General features: G+C 67.7%; 9 protein-coding genes. 6 read left to right on the top strand and 3 right to left on the bottom strand.

Annotated features, from left to right (window positions below; all coding sequences use genetic code 11):
• Positions 1-49: 49 nt before the first annotated feature.
• The gene (locus IFT71_RS01110) at positions 50-3,196 is read right to left on the bottom strand and encodes a TonB-dependent receptor (protein WP_197975980.1); all 3,147 of its coding nucleotides are present in this window, start codon (positions 3,194-3,196) and stop codon (positions 50-52) included.
• 560 nt (positions 3,197-3,756) lie between these two features.
• On the opposite strand from IFT71_RS01110, the gene IFT71_RS01105 reads away from it, so the two are divergent.
• Positions 3,757-5,040 carry a DEAD/DEAH box helicase gene (locus IFT71_RS01105; protein ID WP_031396629.1) on the top strand — a complete coding sequence of 428 codons (1,284 nt, stop codon included), beginning with the start codon at positions 3,757-3,759 and terminating at the stop codon, positions 5,038-5,040.
• A gap of 81 nt (positions 5,041-5,121) precedes the next feature.
• Positions 5,122-7,305 (top strand): penicillin acylase family protein, encoded by a 2,184-nt coding sequence (locus tag IFT71_RS01100; protein WP_446740741.1) that lies wholly within the window; start codon positions 5,122-5,124, stop codon positions 7,303-7,305.
• Here the strand turns inward: IFT71_RS01100 and IFT71_RS01090 are convergent.
• Both IFT71_RS01090 and IFT71_RS01085 read right to left on the bottom strand, forming a co-directional pair.
• Positions 7,302-9,944, bottom strand: coding sequence for a M1 family metallopeptidase (locus tag IFT71_RS01090; protein WP_244654686.1), 2,643 nt, complete (start codon positions 9,942-9,944; stop codon positions 7,302-7,304). The genes IFT71_RS01100 and IFT71_RS01090 overlap by 4 nt on opposite strands.
• An 11-nt stretch (positions 9,945-9,955) precedes the next feature.
• Complete coding sequence (locus IFT71_RS01085; protein ID WP_192138850.1) at positions 9,956-11,767, bottom strand: DUF885 domain-containing protein; 1,812 nt, start codon at positions 11,765-11,767, stop codon at positions 9,956-9,958.
• Between the two features lie 122 nt (positions 11,768-11,889).
• On the opposite strand from IFT71_RS01085, the gene IFT71_RS01080 reads away from it, so the two are divergent.
• The 4 genes from IFT71_RS01080 to IFT71_RS01065 all read left to right on the top strand — a co-directional run bounded on the left by IFT71_RS01080 (position 11,890) and on the right by IFT71_RS01065 (position 19,136).
• Positions 11,890-12,759 carry an oxygenase MpaB family protein gene (locus IFT71_RS01080; protein WP_342212565.1) on the top strand — a complete coding sequence of 290 codons (870 nt, stop codon included), beginning with the start codon at positions 11,890-11,892 and terminating at the stop codon, positions 12,757-12,759.
• Positions 12,760-13,130: 371 nt separating this feature from the next.
• Entirely contained in the window at positions 13,131-14,399 is a 1,269-nt protein-coding gene (locus IFT71_RS01075; protein WP_192138849.1) for an efflux RND transporter periplasmic adaptor subunit, read from the top strand.
• Positions 14,400-14,533: 134 nt separating this feature from the next.
• Positions 14,534-17,713: an efflux RND transporter permease subunit gene (locus tag IFT71_RS01070; RefSeq protein WP_192138848.1), complete on the top strand. Its 3,180-nt coding sequence runs from the start codon at positions 14,534-14,536 to the stop codon at positions 17,711-17,713.
• A gap of 10 nt (positions 17,714-17,723) precedes the next feature.
• Positions 17,724-19,136 carry an efflux transporter outer membrane subunit gene (locus IFT71_RS01065; RefSeq protein ID WP_192138847.1) on the top strand — a complete coding sequence of 471 codons (1,413 nt, stop codon included), beginning with the start codon at positions 17,724-17,726 and terminating at the stop codon, positions 19,134-19,136.
• The last annotated feature ends 58 nt before the right edge of the window (positions 19,137-19,194 follow it).

The following is a 19,194-nucleotide window of genomic DNA, read 5'->3' as shown; positions in this document are numbered from 1 at the left end:
AGCGGCTGCCGGGACGATCGCGCGATGGCGACCGTCCCGACCGTCGGTCCTAGAAGGTGCCGCGCAGGCCGATCAGGAACTGACGACCCGGCTTATACTGCGTGAAGGTCGCATTCTCGAACTGGAAATAGGACCGCAGCGTCGCGTCGGTGAAGTTCGACACGTTGACCGTCAGCTGCGGTGCGCCCGCCAGGCCGAAGATCTTGTCGAGATCGAACGACGACGAGAAGTCGTAGGTCGTATAGTCCGTCCCGAACAGCGCCGCCGCCGGGATACCGTTCTGCGCCGCGCCGCTATTCTGTGCGCCCTGACGTGCCGTCGTCGCGACCCGGAGCATCACGCCGTTCTTCTCGTAGAAGCCGGTGATGTTGTAGGTAAAGGGCGACACGCCGAACGCGGTTGCCGGGCCATCGCTGCGCTGATCGACGATCGTCGCATTGGCATTGAAGCCGAAGCCCGTGACGCCGATCATCCGGGTCAGGAAGTCGAGCGGCTGGACCCACTGGAATTCGAGGCCGTTGATCGTCAGCTTGTTGGGCACGTTGACCTGCGACGTGACCTGGACCTGCGCGACGCCGGGGCCGCCGCGCGACTGGATCGCGAACTGCTGGTTGGCGTTGAGCGTGTCGAAAGTGATGCCATATTGCGCCAGCGCCGCGAACGGCACGGTGTTGATCGCGGTGTTGGTGAACCCCTCGATCGACTTGCGGAATGCGTTGAAGCTGACGACGCCTTCGCGGCCGGTATAATATTCGAAACCGAGGTCGAGGTTGGTCGACATGTACGGCTTGAGCGCCGGGTTGCCGATGTTCGCCTGATCCGCCGACGGCGCACCGAAGTTGACGCCGGGAAGCTGCGCCGAGGGGTCCGGACGCGTCATCGTACGCGAGCCGGCGACGCGCACCACCGCCTGGTCGCCAAGATCATAGGCGAAGGTCGCGGCGGGCAGCCATTTCGAATAGACGTTGCGCGTCGACACCTCGCTGACGATATTCACGTAGCGGCTGCCGTCGGGCAAGCTCGCGCCCGTGCTGGTCGTGTTGCGCGGATCCGGCAGCGAGACGCGGCCCGTGATCGTCTGGATCGTGTTGACGTAGCGTACACCGACATTGAACCGCAGCGTGTTGTCGCCGATCTGCTGCGCGCCGTTGAGCGTGGCGAAGGCGGATTTTACGACCTCGCGGATCGCACCGCCGCTGGCGCCGGTGTTGGCCGCACCCGTCTCGGGCGCCGCGTCGTGGAAGCTGTCATAGTTGGTGGCGGCGGCAAAGGCCGGCCAGTCGACCGTGACGAACCCTGCCGGGCCGGGCTTCAGATAGCCGGGCACCGCCGCATTGGGGACCAGCGAGCCGCCATAGCTGACCGGCCCCGCCAGGCCGGTGGTCGCGCCCGTGCCATAGCCGGGATAGCTGGGATAGCCCGCCGGCGCGGCGCCGGGGGCGTCGAGGCCTGCGCAGGGCGGCTGGGTGTTGGGCGATGCGACGAACACGTTGGGATTGTTCCCGCAGACCGCATTCTGCCACGCCTGGCTGTTGTCGAACCCGCGGATCCGCCGCGACACGTCGTCGAATGCGCCGCCGATCTTCAGGTTGAGCGCCTTGCCGCCCCAGGTCAGATCGCCACGCGCGCCCTTGCTCTTGTTGAGACGCCGCTCGTCCTGGATGCCGACCCGGCTGCCCGCGTTCCAGCCGAAATTCGCGGGATCGTTGAGGTCGAGCCCGCTCTGGATCGTCGGGATTCCGCCGGTGTTGCTGTAGGTGATCGTGTTGCCGACGCCGAGCGGGGTGGTGAGGCCCACGGTCGGGCTCTCGCGGTGGAAGGTCGACCGCGCATAATTGCCCTGCAGCGAGGCCTTGAGCGTCGGCGAGATTTCCCATTCGCCGCCCGGGTTGATGCTGACCAGCTTGGTCGTCTCGGTATAGGGGCGGAATTCGTTGAAGAACTGCGCGTTCGCAAACGTCCCGCCGGTCACGACGCATCCGATCGTGCAATCGGGATTGTCGAAGGTCAGGTTGGTCGGGATGATCGCGCCGTTGCGGACGATCCAGGCCATGTTCTCGCGGGTGAGTTCGTTCTTCTTGTAGCCGTACAGACCGTCGATGTAGAAATGCAGCGCATCGGTCGGCTGCCATTCGGTGCTGACGATCGCGTTGATCCGGTCGCGCGGGCCGCGGATGCTGGTCGTGCGACCGAGCCGCGGGAGCAGCGCATTGTCGATCTGCTGGATCGTCGCGCCCGGGTTGTTCGCAAGCAGAAACGCCCGGTCGATCGGCGTCCCCGCAACCAGCCCGGCGCCGGCGCCGGCGGGCACCACCGCCGGGATCGTCCAGTTGCCGCCACCGGTCGTGTTGCAGCCCGACGTGGCGCCGCACTGCGCCGCGGTCAGCGCCGGATTGGTATAGCCAATCGTCTCGAACCCGCGCGTATCGGTGAACAGCCTTTGTGCCGACACGCCGGCCAGAATTCCGAACGTGTCGGTCCGCCAGCTGCCGATCAGCGCGCCGCGCGCGCCGATCCGGTCCTCGGGCGACTGGCGCGTGCCCTGGACGTTATAGTTCAGGAATCCGGTCGCGCGGTCGAGCGGACGTGCCGAGCGCAGATCGATATTGCCCGCCGCGCCGCCCTCGAGCAGGTCGGCGGTATAGCTCTTGTTGACGGTCAGCTTGGTGAACAATTCGGTCGGGAAGAAGCTCAGGTCGACGGAGCGATCCGTGCCCTGCGCGTCGGTCGCGCCCGACGACGCGACCGCGATCGTCGCGCCGTTGAGCGTCACGTTGGTGAAGTTCGACCCGAGCCCGCGGATCGCGACATTGGTCCCCTCACCCGTAACGTCGCGCGTGATCGTGATGCCGGGAATGCGGTTGAAGGATTCCGCGATGTTGGTGTCCGGAAACTTGCCGATATCCTCGGCGAAGATCGAATCGGTGAAGCCAGTCGACGCCCGCTTGGCATCGGTCGACTTGGCGAGGCTGGACCGGTAGCCGGTGACGACGATGTCCTCGCTGGGCGTGCCCTGGGTGTCCTCGGTCTGCGGCGCGGGCGCCGTCGCCGGGGCGGGATCCTGACCATTGTCCGGCACCTGCTCCTGCGGCGGCGGCACCGTCTGCGCCAGCGTGATTGACGGCGCCAATACGGCCAGCGTGGTAGCGCACAACAAGGCTGCGCGCGTCAACCGCGGCTGTCGAAATGCCTTCATGATCAGGGTCCTCTCTGTGGGGTCGTCGCCGTTCGTTGCGGCATACGAAGTCGGTACTGGGGCGCGGAAAGCGGGTCCTGGTTTGGCTAAAACGTGATGCTGTTTGCGTATTTGATCAGCCGGTAGGCGCGCAGGGCTACCCGAGCTGACTCAGGGCAAGCGCCGTAGCGGCACGCGTGCCTGGGGCATCCGCCGGCCGATCTGGCGGCCGCGACATTGGCCGGACACTTTCATGGTCACTCATCCTATCCCTCATGAAACCGTCTGACGCAGTCTGATGTTACCGGTATCTCGCCATGATTGGTTAGCGAGTCAAGCCGGTTTTGGTTTGGCCAATCCCTTAGGACCTTCCCGGAGGCCGCGAGGACGTCCGATCGGGGCAATCCGTGGCGCATTTTGGTTTCAAGGGTTGCCCGCTGCCGCCGGTAAGCGAATGCCCTTGGCACGTTGCCGCTATTCCAGATTGACGCAGTGCAGCAGAAAACCTACCAGCGCGCGCTCCCGAAATGCTAAGCCCGACCAGGCGCGGCCTTGCCCAGCGCCGGAGGCGCCGCTTTACCATGACCACGACCTTCGCCGACCTCGCTCTGGCGCCCTTCCTGCTCGAGGCCCTCGCCGAACAGGGCTATGCCCATCCGACCCCGATCCAGGCGCAGTCGATCCCGCAGCTGCTGCAGGGCCGCGACATGCTCGGCATGGCGCAGACCGGCACGGGCAAGACCGCCGCGTTCGCGCTGCCGCTGCTCCACCGGCTCGCTGCCGATCCCCGCCCTGCCCCCAAGGGCGGCGCGCGCATCCTCGTCCTCGCGCCGACGCGCGAGCTCGTGTCGCAGATCGCTGCCGGATTCGAGAGCTTCGGCCGTCATCTGAAGCCGAGCGTGATGACGATCTTCGGCGGCGTCAGCCAGTTTCACCAGGTCAAGGCGCTCGAGGCCGGCGTCGACATCATCGTCGCGGCACCGGGCCGTCTGCTCGATCTGGTCGAGCAGGGGCTTTGCGACCTGTCGGCGCTCGAGGCGCTGGTGCTCGACGAGGCGGACCAGATGCTCGACATGGGCTTTGCCAAGCCGATCGAGCGGATCGTCGCGACCTTGCCCGCGGACCGGCACACTTTGCTGTTCTCGGCAACCATGCCCAAGTCGATCGCGACGCTGGCCGACAGCCTGTTGCGCGATCCGGCGAAGGTCGAGATCGCCCCGCCCTCGACCACGGTCGACCGGATCGAGCAATCGGTGATGTTCCTCGACGCCGCGAACAAGAAGGACGCGCTGCTCGCGCTGCTGCGTACGCCCGACATCGGCCAGGCGGTCGTGTTCACGCTCCAGAAGAACATCGCCAACGACGTCTGCGCGTTCATCGGCGAAGCGGGGATCACCGCCGAGGCGCTGCACGGCAACAAGTCGCAGGGCCAGCGCGAGCGTGCGCTCGACGCGTTCCGTGCCGGCACCGTCCAGGTGCTCGTCGCGACCGACATCGCGGCGCGCGGGATCGACGTCGACACGGTCACGCACGTCTTCAACCACGACCTGCCGAGCCTGCCGGAAAGCTATGTCCACCGCATCGGCCGGACCGGGCGTGCGGGCCGCAGCGGTTTCGCGGTCACGTTGTGCGATGCAGAGCAGCGCGCATGGCTGCACGATGTCGAGCGCGAGATCGGGCGCACGCTGACCGTGCACGACGACCACGAATGGCATTGCGAAGTCGCGCGCCACTCGACCAAGCGCGCACCGGTGCTGGGCGGTGGCCCGGTCAAGCAGGTCAAGGCGCCCAAGCCGCCGCGCGAGCGCAAGGTGTGGACCGAGGAAGAGAAGCTCGCCGCGCGTATGGCCGCCCAGGCCGCCTGACCGCGGGGCACCGTATCGCCCCAGTCGTGACGGCGGGGGCGACGCATGGTCATTCCCCGGTTTGCGGCTTAGGCTGCCGCGATGGCCATGATCCTTCGACACGCCCGCACGCCGATGATCCTGTTGGCGATGCTGACGACGGCGCCCAGTGCCCCACCGACCGAGCGGGCACGGTGGGAGGCGCAGGCGGGACGCGTGACGATCTCCCGCGACGATTGGGGGATCCCGCATGTCCGCGGCCGGTCCGACGCGGATGCGGTGTTCGGGCTGATCTTCGCTCAGGCCGAGGATGACTTTGCGCGGATCGAGGCGAATTACCTGACCGCGCTCGGCCGGAGCGCGGAGGCGGACGGCGAGGACGCGGTCTGGGCCGACTTGCGGCAGCGGCTGTTCGTCGATCCGGCCGAACTCCAGCGCGACTATGCGGCGAGCCCGGCGTGGCTGCGGACGCTGATGCAGGCTTGGGCGGACGGACTGAATTATTATCTGGCGACCCATCCGCAGCGGAAGCCAAGGGTCCTTACCCGGTTCGAGCCGTGGATGGCGCTGAGCTTTACCGAGGGCAGCATCGGCGGCGATATCGAACGGATATCGCTGAGCGACCTCAAGACCTTCTATGGCACGCCAACACCGCCCAGCCCCGAGGAGCTGGGCATGGTGCCGCGCGAACCGTCGGGGTCGAACGGGATCGCGATCGCGCCGCGCCTGACCGCGAACGGCCATGCGCTGCTGCTGATCAACCCGCACACCAGCTTCTACTTCCGCTCGGAAGCGCAGATGACGAGCGACCAGGGGCTCAACGCCTATGGCGCGAGCACCTGGGGCCAGTTCTTCATCTATCAGGGTTTCAACCCGTCTGCGGGCTGGATGCACACGTCATCGACGGTCGACAATGTCGATGACTTTGCCGAACGGGTCGTCCGCGGCGACGCGGGCTACCGCTATCGCTACGGCAAGGCGCTGCGGCCGGTCACCACGAGGGTCGTCACTTTACGCGTCCGCAACGCCGACGGCACGTCGGGCACGCGCCGCTTCACGACCTATCGCACGCATCACGGCCCGATCGTCGCGAGCAAGGCGGGACGCTGGATCGCGACCGCGCTGATGTGGAAGCCCGTGCCTGCGCTCGAGCAAAGCTATCTGCGGACAAAGGCGACTGATCTGGCGGGCTATATGGCGGTCGCGCAGCGCAAGGCGAATTCGTCAAACGACACGCTGTTCGCCGACGCCAAGGGCGAGATCGCGTTCCTGATGCCGCAGTTCATGCCGGTCAGAAGCGACCGGTTCGACTATACCCGGCCCGTCGACGGCAGCGACCCTGCGACCGACTGGCGCGGGCTGCACGGGCTCGCCACGCTGCCGAGCGTCGCGAACCCGCGCACCGGCTGGGTGCACAACACCAATGACTGGCCCTGGAGCTCGGCCGGACCCGATAGTCCGCGCGCAGCGGACTATCCCCGCTACATGGATCAGGTCGGCGGCAATGCGCGCGGCGTCCATGCGGATCTGCTGCTGACCGGGAAACGCGGCTGGACAGCGGAGACGCTGCGTGCGGCGGCATACGATCCCTACCTCCCCGCCTTTGCGCGACTTCTTCCCGGCCTGGTCGACGCGTGGCGGGCACTGCCGGCCAGCGATCCACGGCGGGCGAAACTCGCGGCGCCGATCGCGCTGCTCGATCGCTGGGATCACCGCTGGGGCTATGACTCGGTCGCCACCAGCCTTGCGGTGTTCTGGGGCGGTCAGCTGTGGCGCGAGGTCGGCGGGTTCGCACAGGCCGAGCGGATGAACGTGCCCGATTACATCGCGACGCGCGTTGCGCCGGAGGCCAAGCTCGCCGCGCTATCGACCGCGGTCGACCAGCTGACCCGCGACTTTGGCGACTGGCGAACGCCGTGGCAGGCGATCAACCGCTTCCAGCGGCTCGACGACGCGATCCAGCCGCATTTCGACGACGCGCGCGCGTCGACGCCCATCCCCTTCACCTCCGCGCAATGGGGCAGCCTCGCGTCGTTCGGCGCCAAGCGCTGGCCGGGGACGAAGCGCTATTACGGGACCAGCGGCAACAGCTTCGTCGCGGTCGTCGAATTCGGACCGCGCGTGAAGGCGACGGCGGTGATGGTCGGCGGCCAGAGCGGCGATATCACGTCCCCACACTTCGCCGACCAGACCGCGCGCTACGCCGGCGGCACGCTGCGTCCGGTCTATTTCCACCCCGACGAGCTAAAGGGGCATGTCGCGAGAGACTACCACCCCGGCGGCTAGGTCTTCCGAATGGCGACGGTGCGCGCCAGTTCATCGCGCGCCAGCAGGATCTTGCGGCGTACGTCGATTGGCAGCGACCGCTGCTCGCCAAGAAAATCGTCGACGATCCGCAGCGCCTCCGGGCTCACCTGCCCGCCGATGAACGCGTCGATCCAGGCGGGCAGGAAGAAGATGCGGCGATTCTGCCGGATCCACAGCAGCCGATCGAGCGCGGGTCGCAGGAAACCGATCGTCAACGCCGACTGCCCGTCCGCATTGAACGCGCCGAGGCTTTCGCTCGCCCATGCCTCGTTCAGCGTGGCATCGTCGAAATAGCGCTTGAAATAGGCGGTCTTCACCGCGGCGCGCGGGGATGCCGCCTCCGCGACGAAGGCATCCTTCGCGGCCTCGGTCGAGGTATCGCGCGCGCGCTCGGCGGTGAAGCGCGTGCCCGCGTCGGGCGCGCCGATCGTGATGAGCCGCCGGACGATCGCCCAGCGCGTCGGCTGCCGGATAAGCTCGCCGGCCAGTCGCGCGCGGCCGTCGAGCAGGGCGAAGAGGCGGTCGAGCGCGAGCGGCGTCCGCGCGGTTGCGATCAGGCGGTCGAGTGCGTCCTTGCGCAGTCCATAGCCGATCGCCGCATCGTCGATCCGTGCGAGCAGCGCGGTCTCCCAGCCCGCCCGGAGCCCCGCGCCGCGTGCCTCGGTGAGATAGACGTCGAGCGCCGCCGCCCCGCGCGACAGGATCGCGCGAGAGATCTGTTCGTCGCGCTCGGCGGGAAGCTCGCGCAACAGCACTGCAAGATAGCGTTCGGGCGGCAGCCGGCGGTCGCGGACGACGTCCCAGAGCGCGCTCCACAGCATCGCGCGCAACAGGCTGTCGGTCACGCTGCCGATCCGCGCCGCGATCCACGCGACGGTCCGGTCGTCGGGCATGAACAGGCCATAACCCTGGTCGTCGTCATTCGCCCAGACATAGTCGGGCGCGGGCAGTCCGGCGGCCCTGTCGACGGTCGCGACCGCCCCTTCGAAACGTGCGTCGAGCACGACGTCCTCGCGGTCGTGATAGCCGAGGCGGACGCGCACCTTCATCGGCCAGGCGCCGCCTGGATCACCCGGCAGCCTGCTCTCCGGTCGCTGTTTTAGCACGAGCGCGTCGATCCGCCCCTGCGCGAGCGTCAACACGGTCTCGATCCGCGGCAGCCCCGCGCGCAGGACATAGTTGCGACCGAACGCAGCCAGATCGATGCCCGATGCCTCGCCCACTGCGCCGAGCAAATCCTGCCAGGTCGCATTGGCATAGCCATGCCGGGTAAGGAACAGGTTCAGGCCGCGCCGGAACCCGTCCTCGCCGACGAAGAACGCCAGTTGCTTGATGACCGCCGGCGCCTTGTTGTAGACGATCGGCCCGTAATTGCTCTTGGCCGCGTCGAGATTGTCGAGCGATTGCCAAAGCGGTGCCGTGCCGCTGGTCGCGTCGGCGCGATAGGCGGGCGTCTTGATCGAGAGCAGGAACGTCGTCCAGGCGTTGCTGTCCGGCTGCAGGTCCGCCTGGATCCGCGCGGCCATGAAGGTCGAGAACCCCTCCTTCAGCCACAGATCGTCGAACCAGCGCATCGTGACGAGATCACCGAACCACTGGTGGCTGATCTCGTGATAGATGGTTTGGTCGCGCGCCAGCCGCTGCGGCAGCGTCGGCGGCTCGCGGAAGACGAAGCGGTCCTCATTGTAGAAGACCGCGCCCACATGCTCCATGCCGCCGAAGGGAAAGGCCGGCGCGAGCACGAGGTCGAGCTTGGCGAAGGGAAAGGCGATGCCGAACCAGTCCGCGAGCCAGCGCACCGCTGCGCGATTGGTCGCAAGCTGTGTCTCGGCATCGACCTCGGCGGCGCGCGAATGGCGGGCGTAGAGCGTGATCGGCTGCCCCCCGGCGGGGGCCGAAGTCGTGCCGACCCAGGGCCCGGCGGCAAAGGCGGCGAGATAGGTGGAGATCGGCACGGTCTCCGCGAACCGCCAGCGGGTCGCGGCGCCTGTCGGAATCTTCGCGGCGACCGGTCCGTTGGCGATCACCGTCCAGCCCGCGGGCGCGACCACGTCCCAGCGGATGCGGGCCTTGAGGTCGGGCTGATCGAAGCACGGAAACAGCAGATTGGCGTCCGACGGCACCAGCAATGTGTAGAGATAGGTCCGCCCGTCGGCCGAGTCCTTGAAACGGATGATCGCGGCGCCTGCGCTGGCGATCGGGGTCTCGAAGCGCGCCGACACGCTGTTGGCACCGGTCTTGAGCACGGACGCGGGCAGCACGAGATGACCATCGCGTCGCGCAGTTGCCGGGACCGCCACGCCGTTCGCCTCCAGCCCGGTGAGCATCGTTCCGCGGAAATCGAGGACGAGGTCGCCGCTGTCCCTGACCCGGTCGAACCGGATTACGACCGACCCGACCGCACGGTCGGCGGCCGTGACGTCGAGCGAGATGGCGTAGCGGACCCGCGCGATCTGTGCCGCCCGCCGCTGCGCCAGTGCGAGCGATATACCCGGCCCGGTCAGCGGATCGGCGGCGACGGCCGCCTGCGCCATTCCCGGCCAGCCGATCGCCGGGAGTGCGAGCGCGCCCTTCAACAGGGCGCGGCGGTCCGCTTCGCGCGGCATGTCCGGATGCATCGTCGCGCCCCTTATTGCCGGTGTGCGGCGATGTAGCGACCGACCTGTTCGTCGAGCACGTCCAGCGGCAGCGCCCCCTGGTCCAGCACGGCCTCGTGGAAATCGCGAATGTCGAACCGCGACCCCAGTTCGCGTTCGGCGCGCGCGCGCAGTTCGGCGATCTTGAGCTGGCCGACCATGTAGCTGGTCGCCTGCCCCGGCCAGTTGAAATACCGGTCCACTTCGCGCGCGATATCCTTGTCGGACACCGAGCTGTTCGCCTTGAAATAGGCGATCGCCTGGTCGCGGTTCCAGCGCTTTGCATGGATGCCCGTGTCGAGCACCAGCCGGATCGCGCGCCATACCTGGAGCGACAGCATGCCGAACCGCGCATAGGGATCCTTATAGATCCCCATCTCGTTCGCGAGCCGCTCCGAATACAGCCCCCAGCCCTCGATATAGGCGCCATAGCCGCCGAACTTGCGGAATTTGGGGATGCCGGTCAGCTCCTGCTGGCGCGCGATCTGGAAATGATGGCCCGGCGCGCCCTCATGCGCGGCGATCCCAGCGACCTGGACCTTCTGCGTCTGGTTCATGTCGACCAGGTTGACGTAATAGATGCCGGGCCGCGATCCGTCCGCCGACGGTGGATTGTAGAAGGCGGTGGACGCCGTGCCCTCCCGCCATTTCTCGACCGCGCGCACCTCGAGCGGCGCCTTGGGCAGGGTCCGGAAATAGCGGGGGGCCGCCGCCATCACCGACGCGATCACGGCGCGCGCGTCGCCGAGATACTGTTCGCGCCCCGCACTGGTGTTGGGATATTTGAACTGGGGATCGGTGCGGATCTTGTCGAAGAACTGTTCGAGCGTGCCGGTGAACCCGACCTCGCGCTTGATCGCCTCCATCTCCTGCCGGATCGCGGCGACCTGTTTCAGGCCCAGATCGTGGATCTGGTCGGCGGTCAGCGCGGTCGTGGTCGAGGTCTTCAGCCGGTCGGCATAATAGGCCGCGCCATCGGGCAGATTCCAGGCCCCGAAATTGCCCTTCGATTGCGGCTCGATCGCGTCGAGCGTCGCGAACAGCTGGTCATAGCCGGCACGGAACGGCCCCGTCAGCGCCGCGCGCGCCTCCTCCAGCAACGTCGCCTTGGTCGCCGCGGGCACTGCCAACGCGGTCACCTTCTTGCGGAAATCGGCCATGACCGTCGAATCCGCGCCCGCGTCGAACGGGGCACCGACCAGCACGGCGCGTGCATCGGCGCGGGCGGGTGCGAAATTGACTTTGTTGGGGATGATTCCCGCCGCCGCCTGCTCGCGCATCGTCGTGCTGACCTCGCGCATGACGCGCTCGGTATCGCGCAGCCTTGCGATATAGGCCTGCGCGTCGGCGAGCGTATCGACCTTGTGGTTGTTGATCAGCAACACCGGGATGTCGCCCGCCGGGCTGCCGTTGGTCGTGACGGGGAAGCGCAGCTTGCGGAACCGCAGCGACTGCCGGCCGCGGTCGACCTCATATTCGAACAGCCGGTAACTGACCCGCGCACTCTCGCCCAGATCGTCGGGACGGAACCGCGATCGCATGGCCTTCAGCTGCCGCTCCGACAGGGCCTGCGCGCGGACCGCGGCGGCGTCGGTATAGTCGTCGAGCCGGTCATAGTGCGTCTTCAGCCCGAGCTGGGTCAGCGATTCCGGGCTGAGATCAAGCTGTTCGTCATAGGCCTTGTCAAGAAATGCGAGCAGTGCCGCATCCTGCGCCGCGACGCGCTGGGTCTCCACCGGCGCCGGGGCGGCGGCGAGGACGATCGGCACGGTGGGCAGCAGCAATAGGGCAAAGGCAAGACGCATTACATTCTCCTGTCGAATGCGTGCTTGTCGCGCGCGGATCCCGTCAGCGCAATCACGGACCGCCAATTCCGTCGCCGCTCCGTCGTCAGGTGCGAAATTGCCGATCGCGCGTTCATGCCAGGGTGAAAGACCTTCCTACTCTGCTGCGCGAGCGGGCCAGGTCCGGCGCCAAGGCCCGGATCGTCGGGCAGGTGCGCGCGCTGTTCAACGACCAGGCGCGCGGCGAGGCGCCGGTCGAGCGCAGCGCTGCGGCGATGTTCGCGCCCGATGCGGTGATCGGCCGGGTCCACGGCGACGTGGTCAGCATGATGGTCGGCGGCGTCGCGGCACTGCTGCTGCAGATGCTGCACCCGGCGGTTCTGGCGGGCGTCTGGGATCATTCGAACTTCCGCACAGACATGCTCGGCAGGTTGCGGCGCACCGCGCGGTTCATCGCGGTCACGACCTATGGCGAGCGCACCGATGCGGAGGCGGTGATCGCGCGTGTCCGCGCGGTGCACGCGCACATCGCCGGGACGCTCCCTAACGGCACGCCCTACCGCGCGGACGATCCCGCGCTGCTCGCCTGGGTCCATGTCTCGGAGGCCTGGTGCTTCCTCGCCGCGTGGCAGCGTTTCGGCGACCACCGGCTCGGCATGGCCGAGCAGGACGCCTATTATGCAGCGTTCGCCGAGGTCGGCGAACTGCTTGGCGCCGAATCGCTGCCGCGGGATCGGGCGGGAACGGACCGTTATCTGCAGACCATGCGCCCGCAGCTCGTCGCGGATGCCCGGACGCTCGAGGTTGCCCGGTTCGTGCTGGAGCAGACGCCCGCGAACCCGCTCGCCCTGCCCGTCCAGCGTATCGTGATGCAGGCCGCGGTCGATCTGCTGCCCGCATGGGCGCGGCGAATGCATGGGCTGGCGGGGTCGCCGGCCTTGATGCGGCCCGTCGTCACGTCGGGCACACGCAATCTGGCGAGAACATTGCGCTGGGCGTTTGTCGACCAATAGCCGATCCCCGGCCGTCGCGATTAAACTACCAGACGGTATGTTAATCTGGTTGACAGGTTTCCGCGGCGCTTTATATACCAGCCGGTAGACAAACAGTCCCGGCCGATGGTCGGTCAAATTGTCGTCCGTCAATCGTCTTCCGGCCAGCGAAGTTGCCGACACTGTCCTAGTCGAACGCCAAGAATTCCGCAGTTTTCAGACCGGTTACGGCGTAATGCCGGCGACCGGATATCGTCCACGCTTGTCATCTGGACTGTCGATGCCGCGCGCACCGACGATCGATGACGCATGTCCATTACAACGGGGGGCAATCCCATGGAATATCCCAAATTCACATGCACGTCAGCCGATCGATCACGGAGCGATGCGGCATGACCGTGTTCACCCCGATCAAGGCGGCCGACGCCACGCCGGTGGAGGCCCCTGCCCCCCGACGCAGACCCGTGTGGCAGCGCGGCGCGATGCTGCTCGTGCCCGTCGCGCTGGTAGGTGCGATCGGCGTCCGGCTGCTCGATCAGCCCGATGCGGCGATGGCGGCGCCCCCGCCCGCATCGGTGACGGTCGCGTCCCCGTTGGTACGGCAGGTGAGCGAATGGGACGATTATGTCGGCCGGTTCGCGCCGAGCCGCAGCGTCGAGATCCGGCCGCGCGTGGCGGGCGAAGTCACCGGCGTCCACTTCCATGACGGCGATATCGTCCGCAAGGGACAGCTGCTCTTCACGATCGACTCGCGCCCGTTCGCCGCAGCGCTGGCCGAAGCGCACGCCAACGTCGCGAGCGCCAGGAGCGCCTTGTCGCTTGCGCGGACCGACCTCGGCCGTGCGCAGCGGCTGGTCGCGGACGAAGCCGTCTCGGCGGGTGAGGTCGACGCGCTGCGTGGCAAGCTCGAAGCCGCCAGCGCCGCACTCGCCGCCGCGCAGGCGCGCCAACGTGCCCGCGCACTCGACGTCGGCTTCACGCAGGTTCGCGCGCCGATCGGCGGGCGCATTTCCGATCGCCGCGTCGATGCCGGCAACCAGGTCGCGGGCGGCGAAGGCACCGGCGGCACCGTGCTGACGACGATCAACGCGCTCGATCCGATCTACTTCAATTTCGACGGGTCGGAGGCGCTCTACCTCAAGACGCAGCGCGCGCGTCAGCCCGGTACGGCACCGGCGGCGGTCGAGATTCAGCTTCAGGACGAGACCGAGCATCGCTGGAAGGGCAAGCTCGACTTCACCGACAACGGTCTCGACCAGCGCTCGGGCACGATCCGCGGCCGAGCGGTGCTCGCCAACCCCGGCTATTTCCTGACGCCGGGGATGTTCGGCAACATGCGCCTCGCGAGTGCGGGGACGCGGCAGGCTCTGCTGGTGCCCGACGACGCGGTGCAGACCGATCAGGCGCGGAAAGTGCTGCTGACGATCGATGCGAAGAACGTCGTGAGCCAGAAACCGGTCGAGCTCGGGCCGGTGGTCGATGGCCTCCGGATCGTCCGCTCGGGGATCGGGCCGAACGACCGGGTCATCATTCAGGGCACGCAGATGGCGATGCCGGGTGCCACGGTCGCGCCGAAGGCGGGCCGGATCGCGGTCGCGACCGGTGCGCCTGCTCCGGCGTCGGTCCAACCGATCTCGGGTGAAGCCACACTCGCCAGATAACCATCGTTCCCCGGCGAAGGCCGGGGCCCAGGTGGCATAGCGTTTCGATGTAATCACTGCGGTTCGCCCAACTGGACCCCGGCCTCCGCCGGGGAACGGAAAAGCGCGCGCGCCCTCTATCGAGGACACAAACCATGCGCTTCTCGCGCTTCTTCATCACCCGGCCGATCTTTGCGGGCGTGATCGCGGTGATCATCACGATCGTCGGTGCGATCGCCTATATGTCGCTGCCGGTGTCGCAATATCCCGACATCGTCCCCCCCACCGTCACCGTCAGCGCGACCTATCCGGGCGCGTCGGCCGAGACGGTCGCCGAAACCGTCGCCGCGCCGATCGAGCAGGAGATCAACGGCGTCGACAACATGCTCTACCAGTCGTCGCAATCGACCGGCGACGGCAAGGTGACGATCACCGTCACCTTCAAGATCGGCACCGACCTCGATGCCGCGCAGGTGCTCGTCCAGAACCGCGTCGCGGTCGCGGTCCCGCGCCTGCCCGAGGACGTCCAGCGCCTCGGCGTGGTGACGCGCAAGACGTCACCCGACTTCCTGATGGTCGTGAACCTCGTCTCGCCCGACAACTCGCTCGATCGCGGCTACATCTCCAACTATGCGCTGACGCAGGTCCGCGATCGCCTCAGCCGGATCGACGGCGTCGGCGACGTGCAGCTGTTCGGCGCGCGCGATTATTCGATGCGTGTCTGGATCGACCCCGGCCGTGCCGCCGCGCTTGACCTCACCGCGGGCGAGATCGTTGCAGCGCTCCGCGCACAGAACGTCCAGGTCGCCGCCGGCACGCTCGGCCAGCCGCCCTATGACAAGGGCAACAGCGCGTTTCAGCTCAACGTCGAGACGCAAGGGCGCCTGACCGATCCCAAGCAGTTCGCGGACGTCGTCATCCGCACCGACGCGCAAGGCCGCCAGGTCCGCGTCTCGGACGTCGCCCGCGTCGAGCTCGGCGCGCAGGATTATGGTGCCAACACCTATCTCAGCGGCAAGCCCACGGTGATCGCCGCGGTCTTCCAGCGTCCCGGCTCGAACGCGCTCGGCGCGGCGCAGGCCGTCACCGCCGAGATGGAAAGCATGTCGAAGCGCTTTCCCAAAGGCCTCGAATACAAGGTCATCTACAACCCCACCGAATTCATCGCGCAGTCGATCGACGCGGTGAAGCATACGTTGTTCGAGGCGATGATCCTCGTCGTGCTCGTGATCCTCGTCTTCCTGCAGAAGTGGCGCGCAGCGATCATCCCGATCGTGGCGATCCCGGTCTCGCTGATCGGCACCTTCGCGGTGCTCGCCGCATTCGGCTACAGCCTCAACAACCTGTCGCTGTTCGGCCTCGTCCTCGCGATCGGGATCGTCGTCGACGACGCGATCGTCGTGGTCGAGAATGTCGAGCGCAACCTCGAACACGGGCTCTCGCCGCTGGAGGCCGCGCGCACGTCGATGGACGAGGTATCGGGTGCGCTCGTCGCGATCGTGCTCGTGCTGTGCGCGGTGTTCATCCCGACGGTGTTCCTCACCGGACTGTCGGGCGCGTTCTACCGCCAGTTCGCGGTCACGATCTCGACCGCGACGATCATCTCGCTGCTCATCTCGCTGACGCTGTCGCCGGCGCTCGCCGCGATGTTGCTCAAGCCCACCGCCCCTGCCGGCTCGGGCAACCGCCTGACCCGCGCCGCTCGCCGCGCAGGCGACGCGTTCAACCGCGGGTTCGAGCGGATGAGCGAAAGCTATGCGCGCCTCACCGCACGCCTCGTTACCGCGCCGAAGCGGATGATGGTCGCCTATGCCGCGCTGATCGCGGTCACGGTCGGTGTCTTCATGGTCACCCCGTCGGGCTTCGTCCCTGCGCAGGACCAGGGCTATTTCCTGACCGTCATTCAGCTTCCGCCCGGCTCGTCGGTCGAGCGTACCGATGCGGTGATGCAGAAGGTCGCCAAACGCATCCTGCCGCTCGCCGGCGTCAAGGGCGCGGTCATGCTCGCAGGCTTTGACGGCCCGTCGCAGACGCTCGCGCCCAATAGTGCCGCTGCGTACATCCCGCTGAAAAGCTTCGAGGAACGCAAGAAGCTTGGCGTCACGCTCGCCAGCATCATGGCGGAATCGCAGAAGGCGACGGGCGACATCACCGAGGCGCGGCTACTGATCGTCCCGCCGCCGCTCATCCAGGGCATCGGCTCGGCCGGCGGCTATCGCCTGATGGTGCAGGACCAGGGCGGCCACGGCTATGGCGACCTTGGCAAGACGAGTTACGACCTGATCGGCAAGGCGAACCAGACCAAGGGCCTGGCGCAGGTCTACACCTTCTTCGATACCGCCACGCCGCGCATCTTCGCCGATGTCGACCGCGCCAAGGCCAATCTGCTCGGCGTCCCCCCCGAGCGCGTGTTCGAGGCGTTGCAGGTCTATCTCGGTTCGGCGTTCGTCAACGACTTCAACCTGCTGGGCCGCACCTACCGCGTCACCGCGCAGGCCGACGCTCCGTTCCGCAACACCACCGCGGACATCGCCAACCTCAAGACGCGCTCCAACTCGGGCCAGATGGTTCCGGTCGGATCGGTCTCGACGTTCCGCGACAAGACCGGCCCGTACCGCGTGGTGCGCTACAACCTGTTCCCGGCGGTCGAGGTCGATGGCGACACCGCCAAGGGCTATTCCTCGGGCCAGTCGCTGGTGGCGATGGAGAAGCTCGCCGATGCGTCGCTGCCCGCGGGCTATGCGCATGAATGGACCGGCATCGCCTATCAGCAAAAGGCCGCCGGCAGCACCGCCGCCTTGGTCTTCGGGATGGCCGTGCTGTTCGTCTTCCTTGTCCTCGCCGCGCAATACGAAAGCCTGACGCTGCCGCTCGCGATCATCCTGATCGTGCCGATGTGTTTGCTCGCCGCGATGACCGGGGTGAACCTGCGCGGCATGGACAACAACGTTCTCACGCAGATCGGGCTGGTCGTGCTCATTGCCCTGGCCGCGAAGAACGCGATCCTCGTGGTCGAGTTCGCCAAGCAGGCCGAGGAACAGGACGGGCTGTCGCCGGTCGAGGCGGCGGTGCGTGCGGCGAAGGACCGATTGCGGCCGATCCTGATGACGAGCTTCGCGTTCATCCTCGGCGCGGTGCCGCTGGTGATCGCCGACGGGGCCGGCGCCGAACTGCGCCAGGCGCTCGGCACCGCGGTGTTCTTCGGGATGATCGGCGTGACCGGCTTCGGGCTGCTCTTCACCCCTACCTTCTACGTCGTCGCACGGGCGCTGGCGATGCGGTTCGAACGCCGCAAGCCAGCCGCTGCCCAGCCGACGCTTCAGCCAGCCGAATAGGACCATCCTCATGAAGTCCCTGCTTCTCGCGAGCCTCTCGGGGCTGACGCTCGCCGCGTGCGCCGCCGGCCCCGATTACGTCGCGCCGATCACCCGGCCCAAGGCGACCGCGTCGTTCGTCACCGTCAGCACGGCGACCGTCGCGACGGCGCCCGATAACGACTGGTGGCGGATGTACCGCGACCCGGTCCTCGACGGCCTCGTCGCCGACGCGCTGGCGGCGAACACCGACCTGCGCGTCGCGGTCGCCCGGCTCGACAGCGCGCGCGCGTCGTTGCGCGGCGCTAAGACCGATCGCGAGCCACAGGTGAACGCCAGCGGCAGCGGCAATTACTCCCGGACGTCGCAACTCCAGAACCTGCCCGGCTTCGACCGCGAGCGCGCCACCTACGATGTCGGCCTCGACGTCAGCTACGAGGTCGATCTCGCCGGCCGCATCCGCCGCAACGTCGAGGCCGCACGCGGCGATGTCGGCGCGGCGCAGGCCGATGCCGATGCGGTCCGGGTCTCAATCGTCGCCGCCACAACGCGCGCCTATGTCGACGCCGCATCGTCCGCCGCACGCCTCGCGGTCGCCCGGCGGATCGTCGACCTGCTCGAGAAATCGAACACGCTGACCGGCAAGCGGGTCGATGCGGGTCGCGCCGCGCGCCTCGATCAGGTCCGGATCGCCGCGCTGCGCGACCAGCGCGCCGCGAATATCCCGCAGATCGAGGCCGAGCGTCAGGCAGCACTCTTCCGCCTCGCCACGCTCACCGGCCGCACCCCGCAGGAGCTGCCCGCCAGCGCCGGCGCGCGCACGACCACGCCGCGGCTCGACCGGCCGATCCCGATCGGCGACGGCGCGAGCCTGCTTGCGCGTCGCCCGGACGTGCACGCCGCCGAACGCCGCCTTGCCGCCGCCACCGCGCGGATCGGGGTGCAGACGTCGCAGCTCTATCCGCAGATTGCGCTCGGCGGCTCGATCGGTTCGACCGCGCTCAGCGTCGGCGACGTCTTCACCGGCGGGCCGATCCGCTGGTTGCTCGGTCCGCTGCTCAACTGGTCTGTCAATCAATCGGCGGCGCGCGCGCGCATCGCCGGTGCCGAGGCCGACACGCGCGGTGCGCTCGCCAGTTTCGACGGCAGTGTGCTGACCGCGCTGGAGGAAACCGAGACCGCGCTGTCCAATTATGCGCGCGAACTCGATCGCCGCACGCAGCTGCAGTCCGCGCACGACAACGCCGCCACCGCCGCGCGCATCACCCGCGCGCGCCAGCGGGAAGGCCAGATCGACTTCCTCGACGTCCTCGATGCCGAGCGGACGCTGGCGGATACCGATACCGAGCTTGCCGCGGCGGACGCCCGCATCGCGGGGGCGCAGGTCGATCTGTTCCGTGCACTCGGCGGGGGATGGCAGGCGCCGGGGCGCCCTGCCGGCTGACACCGGCGCGGCATCGTCGCGTGTCACTGATCCGTCCCCGACACGTCATCAAACTGTA

The sequence above is a fragment of the Sphingomonas sp. CFBP 13733 genome, assembly GCF_014841795.1.
Lineage (GTDB): Bacteria > Pseudomonadota > Alphaproteobacteria > Sphingomonadales > Sphingomonadaceae > Sphingomonas > Sphingomonas aerolata.
Note: the sequence above shows the minus strand (reverse complement) of the source record. Positions and strands in the feature narration are given on the sequence as shown.

Bases quoted from the DNA above. Each gene is read 5' to 3' on its own strand.
- IFT71_RS01110 (WP_197975980.1), bottom strand. From the start codon at position 3,196: ATGAAGGCATTTCGACAGCCGCGGTTGACGCGCGCAGCCTTGTTGTGC.
- IFT71_RS01105 (WP_031396629.1), top strand. From the start codon at position 3,757: ATGACCACGACCTTCGCCGACCTCGCTCTGGCGCCCTTCCTGCTCGAG.
- IFT71_RS01100 (WP_446740741.1), top strand. From the start codon at position 5,122: ATGGCCATGATCCTTCGACACGCCCGCACGCCGATGATCCTGTTGGCG.
- IFT71_RS01090 (WP_244654686.1), bottom strand. From the start codon at position 9,944: ATGCATCCGGACATGCCGCGCGAAGCGGACCGCCGCGCCCTGTTGAAG.
- IFT71_RS01085 (WP_192138850.1), bottom strand. From the start codon at position 11,767: ATGCGTCTTGCCTTTGCCCTATTGCTGCTGCCCACCGTGCCGATCGTC.
- IFT71_RS01075 (WP_192138849.1), top strand. From the start codon at position 13,131: ATGACCGTGTTCACCCCGATCAAGGCGGCCGACGCCACGCCGGTGGAG.
- IFT71_RS01070 (WP_192138848.1), top strand. From the start codon at position 14,534: ATGCGCTTCTCGCGCTTCTTCATCACCCGGCCGATCTTTGCGGGCGTG.
- IFT71_RS01065 (WP_192138847.1), top strand. From the start codon at position 17,724: ATGAAGTCCCTGCTTCTCGCGAGCCTCTCGGGGCTGACGCTCGCCGCG.